This window comes from Desulfosalsimonas propionicica (genome assembly GCF_013761005.1).
Taxonomy (GTDB): Bacteria; Desulfobacterota; Desulfobacteria; order Desulfobacterales; family Desulfosalsimonadaceae; genus Desulfosalsimonas; species Desulfosalsimonas propionicica.
The window spans coordinates 787,486-810,914 of the sequence record NZ_JACDUS010000001.1 but is presented as its reverse complement, the minus strand read 5'-3'; the positions used below and the strand labels follow the sequence as shown (position 1 = coordinate 810,914).

Here is a 23,429-nt window from a genome sequence, read left to right as displayed (position 1 = left end):
AGTCAAAAGCAATAAAGAAGGGCCGGGGTCAGGCGTTCCACATGCGCACGGTGTTTTTTCCCGCTGCCTTGGCCCGGTACATAGCCCGGTCTGCGCACTCCAGCAAATCCTGGGGCATAAAACCGGCTTCATACTGGGCCACCCCAATACTTACGGTCACATGAATCTTCAGCCCCGGCCGGGGCACCACCGGATGCTGGCCAAAGGCCAGCCGGATGCGTTCGGCCACCTCCATGGCCATGGCTTCGCCCAAGCCCGGCATAATCACGGCAAACTCCTCGCCGCCGTAGCGGCATGCCAAATCGGTTTCCCGCACATGGGCCCGGATGGTGTCTCCCAGGCGGGTGAGCACCTGGTCGCCCTGGATATGGCCGTATTGATCATTGAACTGCTTGAAATCATCCACATCCAGCATGAGAAGCGACAATGGCTGGCCCAGATTTTCCGCCTTCTGAATTTCCGGGCCGATATGGGCCCGGAAAAACCTTGAATTGTGCAGTCCGGTCAAAGCGTCTGTAAAGGCCAGGTCCATGGCCCGGCGCTCGTTTCCCACAGCCTCTTCGCGCTCCCGGCGAAGGGTGCGGATGCGATCGGCCAGGGCAAACGACAGAAGCACCGCCTCGGCCGCAGAACCGATCTGGTAGCTGTGAAAGCCGATGGCCGTAAAAGAAATCACGCCGCTGTAGGTCAGCGCAAAAACAAGGGTACCGGCGGCATAGATGCTCCAGGCCAGCAGATAATAGCGGGCCGGGCCGAACCCCTTCCGCCAGACCAGGATGGCTGCGGTAATCAGTATAAACGGGGTTGCGGTGCCAAGGATGCTGAAAAATGTGGTTAGCAGGGAAAACCGAAGTAAAAAGGACAAGCCGGCCAGCACTGTCCCAAGGACAATCAGCGACCGAATGATGACATCCATGCGGGGGGCGTTTTTCCTGGTTTCAAGAAAATAGCGGGTAAACACCCCGGCGGTAATAAAAACCAGGGACAGAAAAAACAAAGTCATCCGGGTGTCCAAGGCCCGCCGGCCCACAAACAGGTACTCCAGGGTCAGGCCGTTTAGGCCGAAAAAATAAAGCAGCACACAAAACATATAGGCCACATAATAAAGGTAGGCCCTGTCCCGGAGAGAAAAAAACAGAAAAAGGTTATACAGGGCCATGGCCAAAATGATGCCGTAATAAATCCCATATCCCGTGGCAGTGGCGCGCTGATAAGACAGAAACGCGGCATCTGTATAAAGCTTCATGGGCAGGATGAGCACCCCCTGGCTGACAAACCGGGCATATATAGTCCAGGAACCGGTTTTTTCATCCGCAAACGCCCATGCCGCAAAGGTCCGGTTGCCCGGGCTGCGGCCGAGAACCTTCTCACCGGGATTTTCGCGCAGCTGCCGGAGGCGCACGGTTGCCTGATAGGGCCAGCCCGCGTGCAGCACCCAGCCGTCGGGCAGCCGGCCCTCAAAGGCAAAAAAAACCCAAACAGCCGCGTCCGTGAGCCCCAGATGCGGGACACCCGGGCCTGCGGGCAAGAACTCTTCAGAAACCGGCGCTGATACCACCTGCTCAATTGTCCGAATATGGTCCGCGTCCTTAAGAATTTTCAGATGCCCGGAAAGATCCACCTGATCGGCACCTGCGGGGATGGAAACAGGGACGGGATTGTCCTGCTGGCGGGCGAAGGCGTCGGAGCCCGACAGAAACAGCCCTGAAGACGCAAAAATCCATATCATGCAAATCCATGCAAATGATCGGATAATTTTTAACAGGGACATGGCCTGAAACCATAAAGCGCAAAAAATACGGCAAAAATTTTCAGCCTGCCGGGATTTCTTCTTTTAGCAGGCAGCAGGCGATCTTCCATTTGGGCCGGCCCTGGTTGTCATAGTCAATGTTGCCGCCCTGGACCAGCTTGTTGATCACACACCCCTCGGCGATATCAAGGGAGAAAAGATCCGCCTCATTGATTTTCGGGGCGGGCAAAAGGCCCTGGTCGGTAATCTGGAAACTATGCAGGGCAAAATCCTCGCACAGCGGACACTGATAAACCCGGCCGTTGGGAAAAATAAAATAATTTTCCGCCACCCTGCCCGCGCATTCAAAAATCTCGTCCGTCTCCAGAAACACTTTCGGGTAAGTCACGGCAATTCCCCTTTTTGCAACCCTTTGAGCAACAGGGGGCACATTTTGCTCCCACTGCTGGCGGGTAAGCTGCAGGGCGTCCTGGCCGGCCTGCGCAGACCGTCCCCGGATCCCGATGACCTGGATAAAAAAGCGGTGAACACCCAGATCCGAGAGCACCTCCGGCATGTCGGCGAGTTCGTGGAGATTTTTCCGGCTCACGGTATAGATCACGCTTACCCCGAAGCCCTTTTCCACGGCCCGTCGGATGCCGCGGGTACAGGCGGCATAACAGCCCGCCCCCCGGATTTGATCGTTTGTGGCCGGCGTTGCCCCGTCCAGGCTGAAGCTGAAATAATCCACGTCCTCCGGGGTCACCTGATCCAGAATATCATGAAACAGGTATCCGTTGGTATCAATGGTAACCGAGGCATAGCCAATTTGCCGGGCGGCGCTGACAATCTTTGCAAGTTCGGGGTGAAGGGTGGGCTCACCGCCCAGAAGAATCAGGTTGGCGGCCTTGCCGGGTTTTTGGAAAAACGAAAGCCACCTGCCGGCAGTGGCCGCCGGCAACGTGCTATCGCCGTGCTGGACCGGATTGATGTAGCAGTGAGCGCACTTGAGGTTGCAGCGGGTGGTGATGTGGAAAAACACGTTCACCGCGTTTTTGGAAAAGGATACAGTTTGTTTCATTTTACCTGGTCTGCGAGCTCCTTTTTGGCGCGAAACAGCTCATCATTGGTGGCCCGCAGCCGGATGGACATGTACTCGGCAAAAATCCGGTACAGCAGCAGCAAAAAATCAATGCGCTCGTCATGGTCGTCTGAATCGGACAGCCGGCCCTTTGCGGAAGTATCCACGCACAAACAAAGCGTATCACCCACGGCATAAACCGAGGCGGATCGCACCAGGCTGTCGACAATGCGCATTTCACCGAAAATCTCGCCCACATCCCGGATATGGCCGATTTCCACGCCCTGTTTTTCGATTTTCAGGGTTCCGGAAAGCAGAAAATAAAGCCATGGATCGTTGTCCCCCTCCCGGATGATGCGCTCTCCGTCTTCATACTGCCGGATCTTGCTAAGCCGCAGCAGCTTGGCCAGATTCCGGGTCTCAAAGTCCTTTAACCCCGGAATGGCCATGAGGCGCTGAATATTTTGCACATTGTCCTTGAGGTACTTGGATTCAATCATCTGCCAAACCCCGGTTAAATTTCCATGCACTCCTTTGTCAGGGACTGGTCAAACAATACCGGATAACATCCGTCAAAGCAAGCCTTGCAAAAATGATTTTCCGGCTCCGCCACTCCGGTGGATGCCAGAAGCCCTTCCAGGCTCAGGTAATGAAGGCTGTCCAGGCACAGAAAATCCCGCAACTCGGAGACGGTTTTGCTCGCGGCGATCAGTTCCCCCTTGGTGGAAAAATCAATGCCGTAATGACAGGGATGGATGTGCGGCGGGCAGCTGATGCGCATGTGGACGCGCTTCACACCAAGTTCCCGCAAGGCCTTGACCCGGGTGCGGGCCGTGGTGCCCCGGATAATGGAGTCCTCGATGATAATGATGTCCTTTCCCACAAGCAATTCCTTGACCGGATTCAATTTCATGCGCACCCCGAAATCGCGCATGCTCTGGCTGGGCTGAATAAAGGTGCGGCCCACGTAGTGGTTGCGGATCATACCCAGGTCAAAGGGGATGCCGGATTGTTCGGCATATCCCAGGGCCGCATAATTGCCCGAATCCGGAAAGGGCATGACCAGATCTGCTTCCACGGGGGCTTCTTTGGCCAGCTGCCGGCCGTGGGCCTTGCGGGTGAGATAGACGTTTTTTCCGTATATGGTGCTGTCTGGCCGGGCGAAATAAATGTATTCAAAAATGCAAAAAGTCCGAGAAGTGTGCTGGTGGGGAAAAAGGCTTCGCACACCGGTGTCATCGATAATCACGATCTCGCCGGGCTCCAGTTCGCGCACGAATTCCGCCTCCAGCAGGTCCAGGGCGCAGGACTCCGAGGCCAGCACATAACGGCCGTGGAGCCGCCCGAGGCACAGGGGCCTAAACCCGTTGGGGTCCTTGATGCCCACCACCTCGCCACGACTTGTAAGCACCACAAAGCAGTAGGCCCCCTGAAGCCGGGTCACGCTGTTGACCAGGGCCTGCTCAAATCCATGCCTGAGATTTTTGACAAACAGGTGAAGGAAAACCTCGCTGTCCATGGTGGTCTGGAAAATCGAGCCGTCTTCCTCCAATTCCTGCTTTAAGGTATGGGCGTTGACCAGGTTGCCGTTATGGGCCACACCGTAAGACCGGCCCCTGTGGTTGACCACAAAGGGCTGGGCATTTGCCAGCACGGAACCGCCGGTAGTGGAGTAGCGGACATGGCCGATGGCGCTGCACTCGCAGGCCAGCCGGTCCAGGATGGTGTCGTCAAAAACGTCATGGACCAGACCCATGCCCTTGTGAAAGTCGATATGCTCATCATGGACCACGGCAATGCCGGCGCTTTCCTGGCCCCGGTGCTGGAGGGCGTATAAGCCGAAGTAAACCAGGCGCGCGGACTCAGGATGCCTGTGGATGCCGAAAATGCCGCAGGCTTCCCGCGGCCGGGCCTCGATTGAATCAGAAGGATTCATTTCATAACTTGCCTTTCAGTGATGATAATCCTGCAGCGCCGCCACGGAAAGCGCTTTTTGGTTTAACGCGGCAATGCCCAGTCCCATGGCCCGGGCACAGGCAATGGTGGTGGCATAAGGGATGTTAAACTTCAGCGCGGCCCGGCGGATCATGTAGCCGTCGCGCCGGGTGCGGTCGCCGGTTCCGGTATTGATCACCAGATGGATCTCACGGTTCATAATGGCATCCACCACGTGCGGCCGGCCCGCAGAAACCTTGTTGACTGCCTGGGCGAGGATTTTGTTCTGTTCAAAAAACCGGCATGTGCCCCGGGTGGCCAGAATCTCAAAACCGATATCCGCCAACTGCCGGGCCACGGGCAAAACAGCGTCTTTATCACTGTTCTGCACGCTGATAAACACAGCACCGCTTCCGGGCAGATGCTGGCCTGCGGCAATCTGGCTTTTGGCATAAGCCCGGCCGAAATCAGCATCTATGCCCATGACCTCTCCGGTGGATTTCATTTCCGGACCCAGAAGCGTGTCGGCTTCCGGAAACCGGTCAAAGGGCAGCACCGCTTCCTTGACCGAAACGTGCTGCGGGTGCACCTGTTTTGTGAACCCGAGGTCTTCAAGGCTCTGGCCGGTCATCACCTTTGTGGCAATCCGGGCCAGGGGCACGCCCGTGGCCTTGCTCACAAAGGGCACCGTGCGCGATGCCCGGGGATTAACCTCCAGCACGTACAAACAGCCGTCCTTGATGGCATACTGGACATTCATCAGGCCGATGACGTTTAGCTCCTTTGCCATGGCGCAGGTGGCGGAAACGATCTGATCGATTTCCCCGGATTTCAGGGAATATGGCGGCAGCACGCAGGCTGAATCACCGGAATGGACTCCCGCGGCCTCGATGTGTTCCATGATTCCCCCGATCACAGTGATCTGCCCGTCGGACACCGCATCCACGTCCACTTCCACCGCATCTTCGAGAAACTTGTCAATGAGCACCGGATATTCCGGGGAGGCCACGATGGCCAGGCGGGTGTAGTTTTCCATTTCCTGGTCATTGTAAACGATTTTCATTCCCCGGCCGCCGAGCACGTAAGACGGCCGCACGATCACGGGATAGCCGATACGCGCGGCTTCGGCCATGGCTTCTTCCACAGACCGGGCCGTGCCGTTGGGCGGCTGCATGAGCCCGAGATTGTTTAGAATAGCCTGGAAATGCTTGCGGTCTTCTGCCTGTTCGATATTCTCCGGGCTGGTGCCGATGATCGGGACCCCTGCATCCATCAGGGAAAGGGCCAGGTTCAGGGGCGTCTGGCCGCCAAACTGCACGATCACCCCGTCGGGCTTTTCGGTTTCCACGATATGCAGCACGTCTTCATGGGTCAGGGGCTCGAAATAGAGCTTGTCCGAGGTGTCATAGTCCGTGGACACGGTCTCGGGGTTGGAGTTGACCATGATGCTTTCAATGCCCAGCTCCTTTAAGGCAAACGAGGCATGCACGCAGCAGTAGTCAAACTCGATTCCCTGGCCGATGCGGTTGGGTCCGCCGCCCAGGATCATGATTTTTCTGCCCTCCGAAACCCGGGCCTCGTCTTCCTGCTCATAAGTAGAGTAATAATACGGGGTGGCGGCCTCAAATTCAGCCGCGCAGGTATCCACCAGCTTGTAGACCGGCCGCAGGCCCGCGGATTTTCGCATATCCCGAATTCTGCCGGCGCCCAGGCCGGTGAGATGGCCGATCTGAAAATCGGAAAATCCGTATTTTTTGGCTTTTTCCAGTGTTTCCAAAGAAATCTGCCCCCCGGCCGCGGCCATCTGCTTTTCAGTTTCCGCAAGCCGGGCAAACTGGTGCAAAAACCACGGATCGATGCCGGTGAGCTCGTAAATGGTTTCAAGGGGCATGGCCGCGATCAATGCCTGGTGCAGATAAAAAATCCGCCTGCTCGTGGGCCGGGCCAGCATCTGCTCGATTTCTGCAAGCGAAAGGGGCGGGTTTTGGCCATCCTCCTCGTCTTTTCCATCGCCTCCGAATCCGTACCGCCCGGTTTCAAGAGACCGCAGGCCCTTTTGCAGGGCTTCGGTAAATGTCCGGCCAATGGCCATGGTCTCGCCCACCGAGCGCATGGAGGTGGTCAGTTCGTCTTCTGCCTCGGGAAATTTTTCAAAGGTCCAGCGCGGAATTTTCACCACGCAGTAATCCAGGGCCGGCTCAAACGAGGCAACGGTTTTTCCGGTAATATCATTTGGGATTTCATCTAAGGTGTAGCCCACGGCCAGCTTGGCGGCAATCTTTGCAATGGGAAAGCCCGTGGCCTTGGAGGCAAGGGCGGATGAACGCGACACCCGGGGATTCATCTCCACCACGATCAGCTCGCCGTCATCCGGATTGACCGCGAACTGCACGTTGGATCCGCCGGTGTCCACCCCAATTTCGCGCAAAATGGCAATGGCGGCATCGCGCATGACCTGGTATTCCACATCACTGAGGGTCTGGGCCGGGGCCACAGTGATGCTGTCTCCGGTATGAATGCCCATGGGATCCACATTTTCAATGGAGCAGACAATAACCACATTGTCATTTTTATCGCGCATTACTTCAAGTTCATATTCTTTCCAGCCCAGAACCGATTCCTCGATCATGACCTGATTGATCATGCTGGCATCCAGGCCGGCCGAAGCGATGTTCTCCAGATCCTCGGGGTTGTAGGCCACCCCGCCCCCGGTGCCGCCCAGGGTGAAGGCGGGGCGGATAATCACGGGATAGCCGATGTCTGCGGCAAATCCGCGGGCGGCCTCCATGTCAGTGGCAATGCCGCTTCTGGGAATCCGGAGATTGATCTTTTCCATGGCCCGGCAGAACCGGTCCCGGTCTTCTGCCTTGTGAATGGCATCCAGGCGAGCGCCGATCATCTCCACGCCGTATTTTTCCAAAACCCCGGCCTCTGCCACGGCCACGGCGGTGTTCAAACCGGTCTGCCCCCCCAGGGTGGGCAGAATGGCATCGGGCCGCTCCTTTTCAATGATCATTTCCACGGTTTTGGGGGTGATGGGCTCCACATAAGTGCGGTCCGCGGTTTCCGGGTCGGTCATAATGGTGGCCGGATTGGAATTGACCAGGATCACCTCGTAGCCTTCTTCCTTCAATGCCTTGCATGCCTGGGTGCCGGAATAATCAAACTCACAGGCCTGGCTGATGATAATCGGCCCTGCGCCGATGATCAGGATCTTGTGAATGTCGGTGCGTTTCGGCATAAAAAGTCCGTATTCGGGTGCGGGTTATTGATTGTCTCGGATCATGCGGACAAAATCGTTAAACAGGTAACCGGCGTCATGGGGTCCGGGTGCGGCCTCGGGATGGTACTGGACCGTAAACAGGGGGTATTGCCGGTGAGAAAACCCCTCCAGTGTCTGATCGTTTAAGTTCATGTGGGTGATATCCACGGCCTTGGCGTCCAGGGTGTCGGGATCCACGGCAAAACCGTGGTTCTGGGAGGTGATTTCCACCTTGCCGGTGGCCAGGTGCTGCACCGGCTGATTGACCCCGTGATGACCGAACTTGAGTTTGAAGGTCTTTGCCCCCAGAGCCTGGCCCAAAAGCTGGATCCCCAGGCAGATGCCAAACATCGGCTTATACCCGATCAACTGCCTGGCGGTTTCCACGGCATAGGAAAGGGGCGCGGGATCGCCGGGCCCGTTGGACAAAAAAACCCCGTCCGGGTCCAGCTTTTTGACTGCATCGGCCGGAGTGTCAGCCGGCAGCACCAGAACCTGGCAGCCGGCGTTTTCCAGGCAGCGCAGAATATTGTATTTTACCCCGTAGTCCAGGGCAACCACCCGGAAGCCGTCGGTTTTGGGTCCCCAAAACCGCTGATCCGGGCCGGACACGTCACAGGCAACAGGTCTGTTGTTTTTCCAGAAATAGGGTTTTTTGGCCGTCACGTGACACACCAGATCCTGGCCTTCCATGGGGGGGATCTGCCGGGCCCGGGCGCTTAAGGATTGCGGATCTGTGTCATGGGTGGAAACAAATGCGCGCATGGCGCCGGCCTGTCGGATATGACGGGTCAGGGCCCGGGTATCGAGTTCATCCACTCCCATGACGCCGTGGGCCCTGAGATAATCGGCAAGGCTTTGGTCAGCCCGGAAATTGCTGTATTGATCCTGGTATTCCCGGATTACGAACGCGCCCACCTGCACCCGGTCGGATTCGATGTCTTCGGCATTGACCCCGTAGTTGCCCACCAGAGGATAGGTCATGGTCACCATCTGCCCGCGGTAGGAAGGGTCTGTGAGAATCTCCTGGTAACCGGTCATGCCGGTGTTAAACACCATCTCCCCCGAAGCCTCCCCGGGTCCGGTGAAACTTCGGCAGGCAAATGCGCGCCCGTCTTCTAGTGCCAGCAATGCTTTCATAGGGTTCAATGCTTATTGTTCAGGTTTCAGGTTCGGGATGCGCGCATCGGGAAAAATCCGCGATTTTTGGCATAAGCTCACAAAATCATCCAGATTTTTCCAGCATCCGGGTAGCAGAGTACAATAACATGGGCTTCCGGCCGGAGCAAATCATTTTGGCGAAAAAATATATCCCCTGCTTTTATTACAGCGGATCATTTTCCCGCATGGCCCAGACCCCGCAGGGGCAGGCCCCGGCACAAAAGCCGCATCCAATGCACAGATCCGGGTCCACCGCGTACTCATAATCCTTGCCTTGTAACTGCTTTCTGGAAATGGCCGCGCGCGGGCAAATATTTTCGCAAATCCCGCAATCCCGGCAGGCCCCGCAGGACGCACAGGCAGACCCGCACTGCTCCGCCCCGGAAAACGAACTGATCCTGGGGTCAAAATATTCCAGGGAAACCCGGGCGGTGTCGATCACCGGGGTTTGTCCGCCGGGACCGGCGGCTGTGCCGGGATCGGCCACTGCCTTAAAATCCGTTCCGGGATCAAGGGGCCGCTTTCCTTCGGCAATTTCCCTGATGGCGGAAGCCGCCTTTCTGCCTGCGCCGATGGCATCAGTAAGCAGGCCGGGCCGGACAATGTCGCCGATGGCAAAAATCTTTGGATCCGTGGTCTGGAAATATTCATTGACCCGCACAAAACCCTTTTCCAGGCCCACAGCGTCGGGCAGAAAATCCGTGTTCGGCACATCGCCGATGGAGACCACGACCGTGTCTGCAGCCAACACCTCGCCGGATTCCAGCACCACGCCCTGCTCCGTGATCTCACGGGTAAAGCAGGGCCAGCGGAATTTCGCCCCCGCAGCTTCTGCATGCTCCCGCTCCTTTCCAAAGGATGCCGGCTTTTGCACGTCTATGAGAACGATATCTCCGGCTCCCAGACGGCGGGCTTCAACAGCCGCATCACAGCCCACGTTGCCGGCACCGATAATAACCACTTTTTTACCCGGATCAATGGCATCGTTTTTGGCCCGGGCCAGAAAATCATTTACGGCAATCATGCGCTCCTTTCCGGGAACCGGCAGGGTGCGCGGCTTTGTGGCCCCGGCTGCGATCACCACAAAATCATAATCGGCTTTCAACTGCTCCACATCGTCTTTGCCCAGCTCCTGCTGCAGATGAACATGGGGCAGCACTTCGCGGATCCGGGAGAGTTCGGCTTCCAGCACATCAGCCGGAATACGGGAGCCGGGAATCAGTTGGCGCATCTTGCCGCCGAGGTTTTCCGACATGTCAAAAATCACCGGATCATGGCCGGCCCGGCGAAGCTGCCAGGCAATGGAGATGCCCGCAGGCCCGCCGCCCACCACGGCGGCTTTTTTCCCGGTCACAGGCGGCAGTTCCGGCGTTTTTGCTGAAATGCTGGCCCGGCCCAGGTGCGTGACATCCACCGGATGCATGTCGGCCGAATGCCGGGTGCAGGACTGCATGCAAAGATTCGGGCAGAGGTATCCGCATACAGATGCGGGAAACGGAGTATAGGCCAGGGCCATGTCCACGGCCTCGTCCATTCGGCCTTCGCGCACCAGCCGCCACCTGTCATGCACCGGAATGCCAGTGGGACATGTGGCCTCGCACGGCGGGGCATACACGCGGTTTTCCCATACCGGCACAAACCGGCGCAGGCGGCCGGTGACAATCACGGGAATCGGGCTCATATCCGTGTCCGTGAGATCGCCCACCAGGCCCCCGGCGCCAAGTTCCCGGTTCCACACCGACTCGCGGAACTCGGAAATCGACCGGGTCTTTCGCACCACCTTGTCCGCAGGACCCCTGGCAGCAATGAGCTGCCAGCGCTCGCGCTCGGCCAGTTGATCATAGAGATCCATGCGATCAGTGGCCTCCAGAAACCGCCGCAGGTTTTGTTCCAGCCACTGCCAGTCACTGTCTGTGATGGCAACGAGCCTGGCATCGCTTTTGCTGTATCCGCCATGAGGGCCCCTGAAAAAAACCCGGCCGCTGACCATGCCCACAAGGGGACGGTATCCCAAAATATTTTCCGGGGTTTGCGCATCAATGCCGCAGATCACGGCGACACCCCCGGCCATGAATTCGCCGAAATAATCGCCCGCCGATCCCAGCACCCACAGTTCCGGAGGGGCAAACCGGGGGTTTTGCTTGGTCATGGTCATGCCCCGGCTGCCAATGCTGCCGGCCACATAAACCCTTCCCTGGGCCATGGCGTTTGCCACACCGTTTGAGGCATGGCCGTGGACCACAATTTCAGCCCCGGCATTGAGCCAGCCCACGTCATCAGAGGCCGGGCCCATGTTTTCAATCCGGGTATTGGCAAATCCCATGGAACCCAGGCGCTGGCCGGAGTGTCCCGTAACCCGGATTTCCAGGGGCTTGTCCCCGGCGCGCCACAGCCGGCCGCCAATGCCGTGCTGGCCGCATGCCTGCACCTCGATCTTCCGGTGGCCTTTTGCCACCGCCTCCTGGAGCTGTTCCTCCAGGACCCGGGATTCGAGCCGGATATCGTCCTGCCGTCCGGATATCAAATAATAGCGTTGCTGGTCGTCCATCTTATGCCTCATAATCCTGATTCTCGCGCAAAAAGTCTGATTTCAGATGGCGCCGTAAAAGTTCAAGATCAAGACTTGCGCGATTGCCGAAGAATGCAGCGTACTTGTCCGTACGTGAAATTCTGAGGAATCGCGCGTAACGCAGATATTGGACTTTTACGGCGCCATCAATCTAAACCACATACTGGATCTGCAGCCGATCTGCGGCTGCCTTGTCTGCAATGCCCAAAGCATCTGACATGCCGATGGGAAGGGTGGTGGACCGGCCCAGTGGGGCCACGATCTTTCTTAGCTCCGTGTCAAAGGAGACATACATGTCCACCACGCGCTGTGCCACGTCCTCGGCATCCAGCCGCCGGTAAAGGCGGGGATCCTGGGAGGTGATGCCCTTGGGGCACAGGCCGATGTTGCAAATATTACACCGCCGGGTCTCGGAACCCAGGCAGCCGGCAGCGGCCTGCATCACGTATTTGCCCACCTGGACCCCGCTTGCCCCGAGCATGATCAGGGCTGCGGCATTGGCCGCCAGGTTGCCGTTTTTGCCGATACCCCCGCCGGCAAACAGCGGAATTTCGTTCTGTTGGCCCAGCTTCACCAGGTTGAGGTAACAGTCCCGCAGGCAGCTGGCAACGGGATGACCCATGTGGTCCAGGGACACGTTATAGGCCGCGCCGGTGCCCCCGTCTTCGCCGTCAATGGCAAGACCTGCGGCATAGGGGTTCCGGCTCAGGTTGTTTAACACCGCAAGCGAAGTGGAAGTGCCCGAAATCTTGGGATACACCGGTACCCGGAAGCCCCAGGCCATGCTCATGGACTGGATCATCTTGGCCACGGCCTCCTCGATGGAATACTTGGTCTGGTGGGTGGGCGGACTCGGCAGGCTCACGCCCTTTGGCACGCCGCGGATGGCAGAAATCAGGTCATTGACCTTGTGCCACATCAAAAGGCCGCCGTCTCCGGGCTTGGCCCCCTGGCCGTACTTGATCTCAACGGCGCAGGGATCCACCTTCATTTCGGGAATGGCGTGGATGATCTCGTCCCAGCCGAAATACCCGGATGCGATCTGCAGAATCACGTAGCGCAGAAATCGTGAGCGAAGCAGCCTGGGCGGACATCCGCCCTCCCCGGTGCTGATACGCACGGGCATGCCCATTTCCTCGTTTAAATAGGCCACACCCATCTGCAGCCCCTCCCACATGGGCGGAGAGAGCGCACCAAATGACATGCCGCCGATAATCAGCGGATAGATCTCGCGAACCGGCGGCACCCAGCCGTGCTCGCGCACTCGCTTCATGTTCTCCTCCGGCGGAAGGATCCGGCCGAGCAGGGCGCGCATTTCAAACTCATGACGACCCGCATCCAGAGCAGGGTCGGTAAGCATGGAGATCCGGGTGAACTTGATCTGGTCCAGCACCCCGGCCGGCGCGTTTCTCCGCCCGCCCCGGCGCTCGGCCTGGCCGCCCCGGTTTAAATGAAAACGGAGCTTGTCGGCCTCATCATTGTGATACGGCATAATGGCGTCATTGGGACAAACCATGGCGCACATGCCGCAGCCCACGCAGTGATAGGCCGGGTCCGTGCGCTGACGGATGCCGTGATAGACTTTGTAGATGTTGCCGGGCTGGGTGGCCGCATTGATATCCACCTCCACGATCCGCTTGCGAAACACCCCCAGTTCAATGGCGTTGACCGGGCAGGCTGCCGTGCATTGGCCGCACAAAGTGCATTTGTCCCGGCTCCAGTCAATCTGCCAGGGAAGATCCTTGAGGCTTAGTGTAGACGGGGTAATCTTTGCATTTGCTTGCATATGTGAACCTCCCGGCGGTCGGGTCGGACAACCGCCGTATCCAGGTGCATGGGTTGAAAATCCGTGTGCTTGTCCCGGCCGGGCAGGACATAATCCAGGCCGCAGACCTCTGAAGAAAAGGCCCAGGTGCCGGACTGGCCGCCCACCACCCCGGGCCGAAGCTTTTTGCGGTCCTGTGTCATGAACATGGTGTTATCCGGCAGCAGGCCGATGACGCAATTGGGCCCGTCAATAATGAGCTTTCTGCAGGTACGCTTTAAATGGGTCAGAAAATCGCCGTTGGGGTGCGATTCCAGATCTCCGTCCTGCAGGGGCGTGATCACGTGCTTGTAGGCATCCACCCCGAGTCCCAGATGTTTAAGGGTATAGTGCAGGATATGAACAAATACCTCGGAATCGGAATAAAAACCGGTGTACCCGGGCTCGCCCCGGGATTTGAGATATTCCCGGATGGGCACAAAAGCGGTGTTTTCCCCATTTGTCATGGTGGAAAAACCCTGAATGAAAAAGGGGTGGCAGGCATACAGGTCAATGGCGTAATTGGTGTTCTGCCGGCCCTGGGCCATGATGATCCGGGCGTTTAGCTTTTCGTTTCCCAGTTCCAGGTATTTTCCCACGGTCAGGGGATCGCCGATTTCCTTGATCATGATGGTGTCGGGCCAGAAGGAGAACACGATCATGTCCTGGTTTTCCCGGCCCATTTCCTGGAGGGCCAGGCGGATGTTGACCAGCCGCGCCTCTTTTTCCGCCTGGTCCATGTCCGCCCATTCCTCGGGATATTCATATGCCCGGATCAGGTACATGTCGCGTTTGGGCACTCCCCGGGGCGGCACCTTGGGAATCTTGATGGAAATCTTGTACTTGGTGAGAAATCCCAGGTTGATCATGTAACCGTCCAGACGCCGGATCCCGGACTCCGTGAAAATGCCCGACAAAATGGGCTCGTCTTTCATTTCCTCCAGAGGCCCGCCCAGATCCCGGAGACAAAGCCCCACCCCGGAGCCGTCATGGCCTTCGCGCATGACATCCAGGGCATTTAAGGCGGTCATGGGAGACTGCGGCGTATCACTGGTAATGGCGATTAAGCGGCACATGCTTGTATTGCTCCTGAATAGAATTCGTTGAAATGCGCCTCTGCGGCAGATTCAGCCGCGCGTTTTGCGCTGTGCTGTCAAAAACACCCGGAACCAAACCAGCACCGGGCGTTAAATGAAGAAGCAATATTTATACCAAAATATAAAATCAACACACTGTCGAAGATTGCAACTTGTGGGAGGAAAGCCCAGGGCCGCGGGTTGCGTTTTTTCGCTCCTGACCGTTTACGGATTCAGCCAATGCCTTCGCTAAAATTTCAAAAACTCGGCCTGCCGGCCTCAAACAGTTTGAAATTTTAACGCTCCGGCATTTGCTGAATTTTTCCGTAAACGCTCAATGTCGCTTCAAAAACACAACCCCCGGCCCTGGGCTTCCCTGGAAGCGCTCTTCCCTGGCAAACCCCGGGTCCGTGCATGAATAGCAACTTTTTTTGATGTTGCTCAGAGGTGTTGCTGAACCGCGCGCAAAATAATCACTGAGCAAGGAAATGGTCTTCAATGAACATACAATTTTGTTAATTTTTAGCTGTAAAATTTACAATTTTGTATATTAACATGTTTTCCCCAGCGCGGTGCCCTGCCCATCAGCCCCCGCAGTTTTCGGAGCCGCGTTCCAGCACCTGGGCATAAAACTTGCGGTAATACTCCTTGACCATCCGGCGCGAGGAAAAGTGCGGGGCAGTGGACTTGATGCTTTCTTTCATGTACCGGACCCAGCTGTGGGGGGTGCCGTCTTCGGCCGCCTCATAATACAAGGGAATCATCTCTTGTTCCAGCAGATCGTATAATTGTGCGGCATCATCCCGGTCCCGGCCGCTGTCAGAACCCTTTCTGCCTGATCCGAACTGCCAGCCGTTGTTTTTGTTATAACCCTCCAGCCACCATCCGTCCGGAATGCTCACATGGGGCACGCCGTTTAAGGCCGCCTTCATGCCGCTGGTGCCGCTGGCCTCCATGGGGGGCACGGGATTGTTTAACCACGCATCCACGCCGTGGACCATGTACTGGCCGAGCTGCTCATTGTAGTTTTCCACAAAGGCGATTCTGCCGCCCATCTGCGGATCACGGGCAAATTCAAATACCCGGTGGATTAATTCATGGCCCTTGGCGTCCTCTGGGTGGGATTTCCCGGCAAACAGGATCTGAACCGGCCGCCAGGGATCATTGATGATTTTCTTCAGGCGATCCAGATCATGGAAAATCAGATCCGCGCGCTTGTATGTGGCAAACCTGCGGGCGAATCCGAGCGTGAGAACCGAGGGATCTAGAAGTGTTCCCATGCCCATGATCTGGGAGGGATCTACTTCGCCCGTATCCCAGCGGTCCCGGGCCTTTTGGCGGATGTAGTTGACCAGCTTGAGCTTGAGCCAGTAATGAAGCTGCCATAATTCCGAATCCGGAATTTCCTCAATAAACTGCCATATGGCCGGGTTGTCATGGACATTGATCCAGCCCTCCCCGAAATACCGGTTAAACAGCAGCCGCATCTTGGGCTCCAGCCAGGTGGGCAGATGCACCCCGTTTGTCACGTAATCAATGGGCACATCCGCTTCGGCCTTATCCGGCCACATGCAGTGCCACATGCCCCGGGTGACCTCCCCGTGCTTCTGGCTTACAGCGTTGACATTGCCGGAAAGCCTCAGTGCCAGTGCTGTCATGTTAAACCCGGCTTCGGGATTGTCCGGATGCCGGCCCAGTTCCATAAACCCTTCCCGGTCCAGCCCCAAAAGCGGCCAGTAGCCTTCCAGGTATTTTTCCACCAAATCAAAGGGGAAGATATCATGGCCTGCGGGCACCGGGGTGTGGGTAGTAAACAGGCTCATGGCCGCCAACTGCTTTCGCGCCTGCGCGAAATCCGCGCCCTGCTCCACAAATTCCCGGATTTTCTCCAGCAGGGCAAAGGCGGCATGGCCCTCGTTTAAATGCAGCATGCCAAAATCGTGACCCAGGGTCGCCAGCACCCTGGAACCGCCGATACCCAGCAAAATCTCCTGGAGCAGCCGCTGGGTAACATTGCTGGTATAAAGCCTTTGGGAAATGGCTCTGACCCAGTCGCTGTTGGAAACGATATCGGTGTCCATGAGATACAGCCCCACCCTTCCCACGGAGACCTTCCATACGCCCACTTCCACGGGTGTGTGGTTGATATAAGGCACCCGCACGCAGAACTGCTCTCCGTTATCGGTGAGCAGGCGGCTGATGGATGCGGCATCTTTGTCCACCTTTTGGGTAAAATTTTCCTGCCAGCCGTCGCGGTTGATCACCTGATTGAGATAACCGCCCGGATACATAAACCCCACGGCCACCATGGGAATGCCCAGATCGCTGCATTCCTTGAGATGATCGCCGGCCAGAAAGCCCAGCCCGCCGGCATAAAAGGGCAGGGAATGATGCAGGCCGTATTCGGCGCTGAAATAGGCAATGGGCAGGGCATCCGGCTGCAGTTCAAACTCCGGGTAAAGCACCCGCTCGTTTAAATATTTTTCAAACAGATACATCACCAGATCATAATGCCGCAGGAAATTGTCATCCCGGGTGGCTCTGGCCAGCACCCCGGCTGATAACTGCTTTAACATCAGGTCCGGATTGTGGTTGCTTTCCTTCCAGGCCTGGCGGTCAAGCATTTTAAAAAGCGTTCGGGCCTGGGGATTCCAGCTCCACCAGAGATTTTCAGCCAGACCGCCCAGCCCTTTTATGCGGGTGGGCAGGTTGGGAAAATCATTGTTGCTCAGTTGGTACGACGGCATTCAGGTCTCCTTGAAAAAACAAAACAGGATAAAAAAATACAAGAGTCATTTATGATGAGCCTGTAAAAAGTCTGATTTCAGATGGCGCCAGCATTTATTATGGATGGTAGCAGACAGCTGTAATCCGGGTCATGTCAAAACCCGCGCTTCGGGCTGCCACGGCAAAAGCCCCTGTATATCCGGACCGGATGTCAATCGGCATAATCCGCCATTTTTCATCCATGCAGCAGCCGCGGTCGATAATCCCGTAGCCCCCGCCGGCCTGATGCCGGATCTCAATATCGCCGAGCCGGGCAATCCCCTCGCCGGTGGCCTTCAAATAAGCCTCCTTAAGGGTCCAGTACCGGTAAAAAAGCATTTTGGCCGGCTCCGGGGACAGGCTGCGGATGGCACGGACTTCGCCCGGAAAAAAGAAGCGATCCGCCAGTCCGAAGATATCGGCCCTGGGAGTTATGGACTCAACATCCACGCCAACCGGGCCTTTGAGACAAACGCCCAGCAGCATCATCTCACAGGAGTGGGACAGATTAAAACAAAAAAAATCAAAAGGCAGGTCATTTTTCAGGGTCGGCTTGCCCCGACCCTGATTTTCAAATACCAGATGATTTGGACAAATGCCGGTGAGACCGCTCAGAATCTGCCGCAAAATGCCATGGGCGGCAATAAAACGGCGCCTGTGGGCTTCAGACAAAAACCGCCGGGCCCTGGCGATTTCTTCTTTGGAAAGCAGTTTTTCCAGCCGGCCGGTCTGCTGCCGGCCGAGATCCAGGGGCGCCTGCCACAGGGCGGCGCCCCCGGCCTCAAGGATTTTCATGGTCTCCGGCAATTCGGACATGGGCACTGATCCGGCAACAAAGCGTCAATATTTTGCCATAATTTAAACCATGATGCCGGCGCAGGCAATTGTTTTTCAAACAAACCATGCTACCATGTATCAATATCCGGCCGTTTTTTGCCGGTCCGGGCGACTTCCGGGGGCATGGCGGCAAGGCCGCGCATGATCCAGTGCCGGGTATCTGCAGGATCGATCACATCGTCGATTTCCAGAAATGAGGCCATGTTGATGGCCTTTCCGTGCTCATAGGACATGGCCACCAGGGAATCGTATAACTCCTGGCGCTTTTCCGGGTCTTTTTCCGCCTCCAGGTCCTTTTTAAAACCCAGTTTCACCGCTCCTTCCAGGCCCATGCCGCCGAATTCGCCCGTGGGCCAGGAGATGTTGAACACCGGCCGGTGATAGCCGCCGCCCACCATGGCCATGGCGCCCAGGCCGTATCCCTTGCGCAAAACCACGGAAAACACCGGGATGGTGGCGCCGGCCGCAGTCACAAACAACCGGGCAAAGCGCCGCACCTGGGCGCTTTTTTCGGCTTCCGGGCCCACCATGAAACCCGGGGTGTCGCAGAGCACCACCATGGGAATGTCAAATGCGTCGCACAACTTCATAAACCGGGCGGCCTTGTCTGCGGCATCCCCGTCAATGGCCCCGCCCAGGTGCCAGCAGTTGTTGGCTGTCAGGCCGAAGGGCCGGCCCTGGATACGGATCAGGGCGGTGATAATGCCTGTGCCGTACTGACTGCGAAGTTCGGTAACAGAGTCTGTATCCGCCAGAAGCGAAATAATTTCCGAGACATTATAGGCCCTGAGCCGGTTTTCCGGAACACACCGGCGCAGCCTGCGCTGATCTGCACACTGCCAGTCGTCCACCGGACCCTGGAAATAGGAAAGGTATTTTTTGGCCGCAGCCACGGCTTCGGCCTCGTCTTGCACAAGGATGTCAATAACCCCGTTGGGTCCCTGCACGCTGGCGGGACCGATCTGCTCGGGCCGGCATTTGCCCAGGCCGCCGCCTTCGATCATGGCGGGTCCGCCCATGCCGATGTTGGCGTTTTTCGTGGCAATAATCACGTCGCTGCAGCCCAGCAAAGTCGCGTTTCCGGCAAAACAGTACCCGGAAACGATTCCCACCAGGGGCACCAACCCGCTTAAGGCGGCATACCGGGTGAAAGTATCCAGGTCCAGTCCGGCCACCCGCAGCTCCATGGCGTCCACATCCCCGGGCCGCCCCCCGCCGCCTTCGGCAAAAAGCACCACCGGCAGGCGCCATTGCTCTGCCAGATGCAGCATGCGGTCGGTTTTCTGGTGATTAAACGCCCCCTGGGTGCCGGCCATGGCCGTGTAATCATAGGCCAGCACCATGCACCGGGCCTTTGTCTCGTCAAACCGATTTCCGTTAACCGATCCGATTCCGGTGATCAACCCGTCTGCCGGGCTTTTTTTGATCAGTTCCGCCAAAGACCGCCGCCGGCGCTGGGCGGCCACCGCCAGGGCGCCGTACTCGATAAAGCTGTCATCATCCACCAGGTCGGCAATATTTTCCCTGGCCATGCGCTGCCCGGTTTTTCTGCGCTTTTCAACCGCTTCGGGCCGGGCTTCGTCCATGCAGGCCCGGTGCCGGTCGGCAACCTCGGCCAGATCCGGCCGGATATGGTCCAGATCCACCTCTTTTTCCGCATCCGCCTGCTCGGCATCCACATGGCTTGGTTCAATCCAGGCCAGCGCCCTGCCCTTGGCCAGGGTGTCGCCGCGCCTGACACAGATGCGCCGGATCACGCCGCTGACGCCGGCTTCGATGGCATGCTGCATTTTCATGGCCTCAATGACGGCCACGATCTGTTTTTCATGCACCACCTGCCCTTCTGCCGCCTCGATTTTCACCACCGTGCCGGGCATGGACACCCGGCAGGGCTCGGTGTTTTCCGGGACGTCATTGGCATCATCGCCCTGAACCGCATTTTTCCCAGAGCCCGGGCTCTCTTCGGGCTGATCAAAATAATGCGCCCGGTGGCCGCTTTCTGCCGATTCGATCAACCGGCCCAAATGGGTTTCCACAAACCGGGTGGTCACCTTATTTCCCACAACATCCGGATGCCGGACCAGGTTCTGAAGCAGGCCGATATTGGTGGCCACTCCCTCGATGCGAAACTCGCACAGGGCCCTGTAAGCTTTTGCCAGCACATCGGCATATTCGGGTGAGCGGCTGTGGCAGATCAGCTTGGCCAGCAAAGAGTCAAAGTTGGGATTGATTTCATAGCCGGCATAACCAAAGGTATCCACCCTTACCCCGGGGCCCAGGGGCGGTTCAAACACCCGCAGAATACCGGCCGAAGCCGTTATATCGCCGTTTTCTGCGATTTCTTCCATATTGATGCGCAGTTGCACGGCATGGCCCGCAGGCGCGCTGATCTGATCCTGCTCCAGTCCCAGATCCGGCAGGCTCCGGCCGCGGGCGATTTCAATCTGGGCACGCACCAGGTCAACGCCGGTGATCTCCTCGGTGACCGTGTGCTCCACCTGGAGCCGGGGATTGACCTCAAGGAAATAAAAGGGCTCTGAGCCGGCTGCCGGCCCTGCATCCACGAGAAACTCAAAAGTGCCCAGGCTCCTGTAATCAACGCTTTGGGCCAGTTGCACAGCCGCATCTGTCAGGCGGGTGCGCAGGGAGTCGTCCATGCCCGGGGCGGGTGCGATTTCCACAAGCTTCTGGTTGCGGCGCTGCAGGGTGCATTCCCGCTCCCACAAATGTGAAACCCCGCCCCGGCCGTCGCCAATGACCTGAACCTCGATGTGACGGGCATCGGCAATCAGCTTTTCCACGTACACATCCCCGCAGCCAAAAGCCGCCTCTGCCTCGGAACAGCACAGGTCAAATGCCGCATCCAGATCTTCCAGGCTGTACGCCGCCCGCATACCCCGGCCCCCGCCTCCGGCCAGGGCCTTGATCATCACGGCGGCACCGTCTCCCAGGGACTTGAAAAACTCCCGGGCCTGATCTTTTGTGACCGGTCCGTGTGTTGCCGGCAGCAGGGCGATATCGCATTTTTGCGCCTGCTGCCGGGCCATGGCCTTATTGCCGAACAGCTCCAGGCTTTCGGGCGTGGGGCCGATAAAGGCGATGCCGGCGGTTTGGCATTTTTCTGCAAACTGGGTGCTTTCGGAAAGAAACCCGTATCCCGGGGCAATGGCCATGCACCCGTTATCCCTGGCCGCGGCAATGATCTGATCTGCGTCCAGATAAGCCGCTGCCCCCAGCCCCTGAAGGGGCACGCTCTGATCCGCAAACCGGGTGTGCAGGCATTTCTGGTCATCTTCGGAGAAAACCGCCACAGTTCCCATGCGCAGCTCTGCTGCCGCGCGGATGATGCGCACGGCAATCTCGCCCCTGTTGGCCACCAATATCTTTTCCATATTTTTTCCCCGTAAAAGCTTCTCGCATCTCTTGTTGTTTATCAGGAACAATTATAATCTATCTTTTAGCTGTTCCTTTTGCACCTTGCCCGTGGCGGTCAGGGGCAATTGATTCACGATCCGGATTTCCGGGATCTTGTAAGCGGCCATGTTCTGCTTGCACCAGGAAAGCAGCTGTGTCTCATCAAGGGCTTCGGTCTGATCCGGATTGAGCTGGACAAAGGCAACAGGCACCTCGCCTTTGTCCGCATCCGGCCGGCCCAGCACCGCACTGCCGGCAATTCCGGGATGCCGGCCCAGCAGGGTTTCCACTTCTGATGGAAACACGCTCATGCCCTTGACCTTGAGCATTTCCTTGCTGCGGCCCAGATAAATCAGATGCCCCTGCTCGTCAATTGCCCCGATATCGCCAGTGTGCAGCCAGCCGTCCTTGAGCTGGTCAGCAGTGGCTTCGGGCTTTTTCCAGTACGCCTTCATCAATGAAGGGGTCTGGATGAGAATCTCGCCCTCCTGGCCCAGGTCCAGGGGTTTGGCCGTGGCAAAATCCACCACTATAAACCGGGTCCCGGGCATGGGAAATCCCACAAATACCGGACGGGCGGCCAGATCCATATCATTTTCCTGCATGCCCGCGGTAAAGGTGTCCAGGGTATGGGTTTCGGTCATGCCGTAGCTGCTTTCGCGCATCACCGTGCCGGTGAGCGCGTGCCACCGCTGCCGGTAATCCTTGTTGAGTTTTTTCACAAAAGAGGAAACCAGGGTTTCGCGCAAAGACGAGAAATCCGTGGCTGACGCATCCGGATGCTCCATGAGTTCTGCCATGTTGTCCACCAGGCCGTAAATGATTGAGGCCCTGTATTTTTCAATGGCTGCCAGCACGGCCGCAGCATCCCACCGGACCATGAGCACCTCGCTCACCCCGGAAAACACCGGAGACAGCACCCCGGCATCCTCGCCGGCAATCCAGAACACCGGCAGATAATTGAGCATCACGTCCTGGCCCCCGGGCCGGCCCAGGGCAAAAATGGAGCCGCATGCAGCTGTGTAGAGCATATCCCCGTGGGTGTGCACACATCCCTTGGGCATGCCTGTTGTGCCGCCTGTATAATTGAGCGCGGCCGTATCGTCAAGATGGATATCCACATCCGGGCAGGGCCGGGTTTCTTCATTTAAAACAGTCATAAAATCCAGGGAGCCGGGACACTCCTGTCGGGGAACCTTCGCCAGATCCGGAATTGCAATGGCCGGTGTCTCCGGCAGCCAGTCGGTCAAGCTGGTGGAAAGCACGACTTCCAGACTGGTCTGCTCCCGGGTTGCGGCCAGCACCCCGTAAAGCAGATCCAGGGCCACGATAACCCTTGGCCCGGCATCCTGAATCTCGTAAACAAACTCGGTCTCCTTAAACAAGGGATTGACCGGCACGTGGATGCAGCCCAGCTTGAGAATGCCGTAAAAGGCAATTAAAAACTGGGGGCAGTTGGGCATAAACACCGCCACCCGGTCGCCTTTTTCCAACCCCTGGCCGGCCAGCCAGGCGGCAAACCGATCACTGTAGTCATCGAGCTGGGCAAAGGTCATTTCGGCCCCGTAATAAATAATGCATGCCTTGTCCGGCATCTGCCGGGCCTGTTTACGCAAATATTCGGACATGGGGATTTCTCCCAGGGGATATTCCACCGCCCGTGGCATGCCCGCGGGCCAGTTGTCCTTCCACAGCTTTTCCAGTTCATCCAGATAAGTCTGCCGGTCCATACACCCTCCCTTGATTTTCATTTATAATTGCCAACCATCCCGGAATTCGACCCGATCAGACCACA

The 23,429-nt window shown here is 57.5% G+C and carries 13 protein-coding genes; all 13 read right to left on the bottom strand.

Annotated elements, in window-relative coordinates; translation table 11 throughout:
- Positions 1-28: 28 nt before the first annotated feature.
- The 13 genes from HNR65_RS03430 to HNR65_RS03370 all read right to left on the bottom strand — a co-directional run bounded on the left by HNR65_RS03430 (position 29) and on the right by HNR65_RS03370 (position 23,364).
- Positions 29-1,729, bottom strand: a complete 1,701-nt coding sequence (locus HNR65_RS03430) for a GGDEF domain-containing protein (RefSeq protein ID WP_181550023.1) — start codon at positions 1,727-1,729, stop codon at positions 29-31.
- Between the two features lie 82 nt (positions 1,730-1,811).
- The gene (locus HNR65_RS03425) at positions 1,812-2,810 is read right to left on the bottom strand and encodes a radical SAM protein (protein ID WP_181550022.1); all 999 of its coding nucleotides are present in this window, start codon (positions 2,808-2,810) and stop codon (positions 1,812-1,814) included.
- On the bottom strand, positions 2,807-3,310 hold the full coding sequence (locus HNR65_RS03420) for a cyclic nucleotide-binding domain-containing protein (protein ID WP_181550021.1): 504 nt from the start codon (positions 3,308-3,310) through the stop codon (positions 2,807-2,809). Before HNR65_RS03420 ends, HNR65_RS03425 begins: the two co-directional genes overlap by 4 nt.
- A 14-nt stretch (positions 3,311-3,324) precedes the next feature.
- The gene (purF, locus tag HNR65_RS03415) at positions 3,325-4,746 is read right to left on the bottom strand and encodes an amidophosphoribosyltransferase (RefSeq protein WP_181550020.1); all 1,422 of its coding nucleotides are present in this window, start codon (positions 4,744-4,746) and stop codon (positions 3,325-3,327) included.
- 15 nt (positions 4,747-4,761) lie between these two features.
- On the bottom strand, positions 4,762-7,986 hold the full coding sequence (gene carB, locus HNR65_RS03410; protein ID WP_181550019.1) for a carbamoyl-phosphate synthase large subunit: 3,225 nt from the start codon (positions 7,984-7,986) through the stop codon (positions 4,762-4,764).
- Between the two features lie 24 nt (positions 7,987-8,010).
- Positions 8,011-9,147 carry a glutamine-hydrolyzing carbamoyl-phosphate synthase small subunit gene (carA, locus tag HNR65_RS03405; RefSeq protein WP_181550018.1) on the bottom strand — a complete coding sequence of 379 codons (1,137 nt, stop codon included), beginning with the start codon at positions 9,145-9,147 and terminating at the stop codon, positions 8,011-8,013.
- Between the two features lie 184 nt (positions 9,148-9,331).
- Positions 9,332-11,716, bottom strand: a complete 2,385-nt coding sequence (locus tag HNR65_RS03400) for an FAD-dependent oxidoreductase (RefSeq protein WP_181550017.1) — start codon at positions 11,714-11,716, stop codon at positions 9,332-9,334.
- Positions 11,717-11,888: 172 nt separating this feature from the next.
- Positions 11,889-13,523 (bottom strand): glutamate synthase-related protein, encoded by a 1,635-nt coding sequence (locus HNR65_RS03395; RefSeq protein ID WP_181550016.1) that lies wholly within the window; start codon positions 13,521-13,523, stop codon positions 11,889-11,891.
- Positions 13,487-14,617 carry a class II glutamine amidotransferase domain-containing protein gene (locus HNR65_RS03390; RefSeq protein ID WP_181550015.1) on the bottom strand — a complete coding sequence of 377 codons (1,131 nt, stop codon included), beginning with the start codon at positions 14,615-14,617 and terminating at the stop codon, positions 13,487-13,489. The genes HNR65_RS03395 and HNR65_RS03390 overlap by 37 nt, the downstream gene beginning before the upstream one ends.
- A 584-nt stretch (positions 14,618-15,201) precedes the next feature.
- Positions 15,202-17,364: an alpha-glucan family phosphorylase gene (gene glgP, locus HNR65_RS03385; protein ID WP_181550014.1), complete on the bottom strand. Its 2,163-nt coding sequence runs from the start codon at positions 17,362-17,364 to the stop codon at positions 15,202-15,204.
- 97 nt (positions 17,365-17,461) lie between these two features.
- The gene (locus tag HNR65_RS03380; RefSeq protein ID WP_181550013.1) at positions 17,462-18,199 is read right to left on the bottom strand and encodes a 4'-phosphopantetheinyl transferase family protein; all 738 of its coding nucleotides are present in this window, start codon (positions 18,197-18,199) and stop codon (positions 17,462-17,464) included.
- A gap of 89 nt (positions 18,200-18,288) precedes the next feature.
- A complete protein-coding gene (locus HNR65_RS03375) occupies positions 18,289-21,612 on the bottom strand; it encodes a carboxyl transferase domain-containing protein (RefSeq protein ID WP_181550012.1) in 3,324 nt (1,107 codons plus the stop codon).
- A 51-nt stretch (positions 21,613-21,663) separates the two neighbouring features.
- Complete coding sequence (locus tag HNR65_RS03370) at positions 21,664-23,364, bottom strand: AMP-binding protein (RefSeq protein ID WP_181550011.1); 1,701 nt, start codon at positions 23,362-23,364, stop codon at positions 21,664-21,666.
- Positions 23,365-23,429: the final 65 nt, after the last annotated feature.

Bases quoted from the DNA above. Each gene is read 5' to 3' on its own strand.
- HNR65_RS03390 (WP_181550015.1), bottom strand. From the start codon at position 14,617: ATGTGCCGCTTAATCGCCATTACCAGTGATACGCCGCAGTCTCCCATG.
- HNR65_RS03380 (WP_181550013.1), bottom strand. From the start codon at position 18,199: ATGTCCGAATTGCCGGAGACCATGAAAATCCTTGAGGCCGGGGGCGCC.
- HNR65_RS03430 (WP_181550023.1), bottom strand. From the start codon at position 1,729: ATGATATGGATTTTTGCGTCTTCAGGGCTGTTTCTGTCGGGCTCCGAC.
- carA (WP_181550018.1), bottom strand. From the start codon at position 9,147: ATGAAAGCATTGCTGGCACTAGAAGACGGGCGCGCATTTGCCTGCCGA.
- HNR65_RS03420 (WP_181550021.1), bottom strand. From the start codon at position 3,310: ATGATTGAATCCAAGTACCTCAAGGACAATGTGCAAAATATTCAGCGC.
- HNR65_RS03395 (WP_181550016.1), bottom strand. From the start codon at position 13,523: ATGCAAGCAAATGCAAAGATTACCCCGTCTACACTAAGCCTCAAGGAT.
- purF (WP_181550020.1), bottom strand. From the start codon at position 4,746: ATGAATCCTTCTGATTCAATCGAGGCCCGGCCGCGGGAAGCCTGCGGC.
- HNR65_RS03375 (WP_181550012.1), bottom strand. From the start codon at position 21,612: ATGGAAAAGATATTGGTGGCCAACAGGGGCGAGATTGCCGTGCGCATC.
- HNR65_RS03400 (WP_181550017.1), bottom strand. From the start codon at position 11,716: ATGGACGACCAGCAACGCTATTATTTGATATCCGGACGGCAGGACGAT.
- glgP (WP_181550014.1), bottom strand. From the start codon at position 17,364: ATGCCGTCGTACCAACTGAGCAACAATGATTTTCCCAACCTGCCCACC.
- carB (WP_181550019.1), bottom strand. From the start codon at position 7,986: ATGCCGAAACGCACCGACATTCACAAGATCCTGATCATCGGCGCAGGG.
- HNR65_RS03425 (WP_181550022.1), bottom strand. From the start codon at position 2,810: ATGAAACAAACTGTATCCTTTTCCAAAAACGCGGTGAACGTGTTTTTC.
- HNR65_RS03370 (WP_181550011.1), bottom strand. From the start codon at position 23,364: ATGGACCGGCAGACTTATCTGGATGAACTGGAAAAGCTGTGGAAGGAC.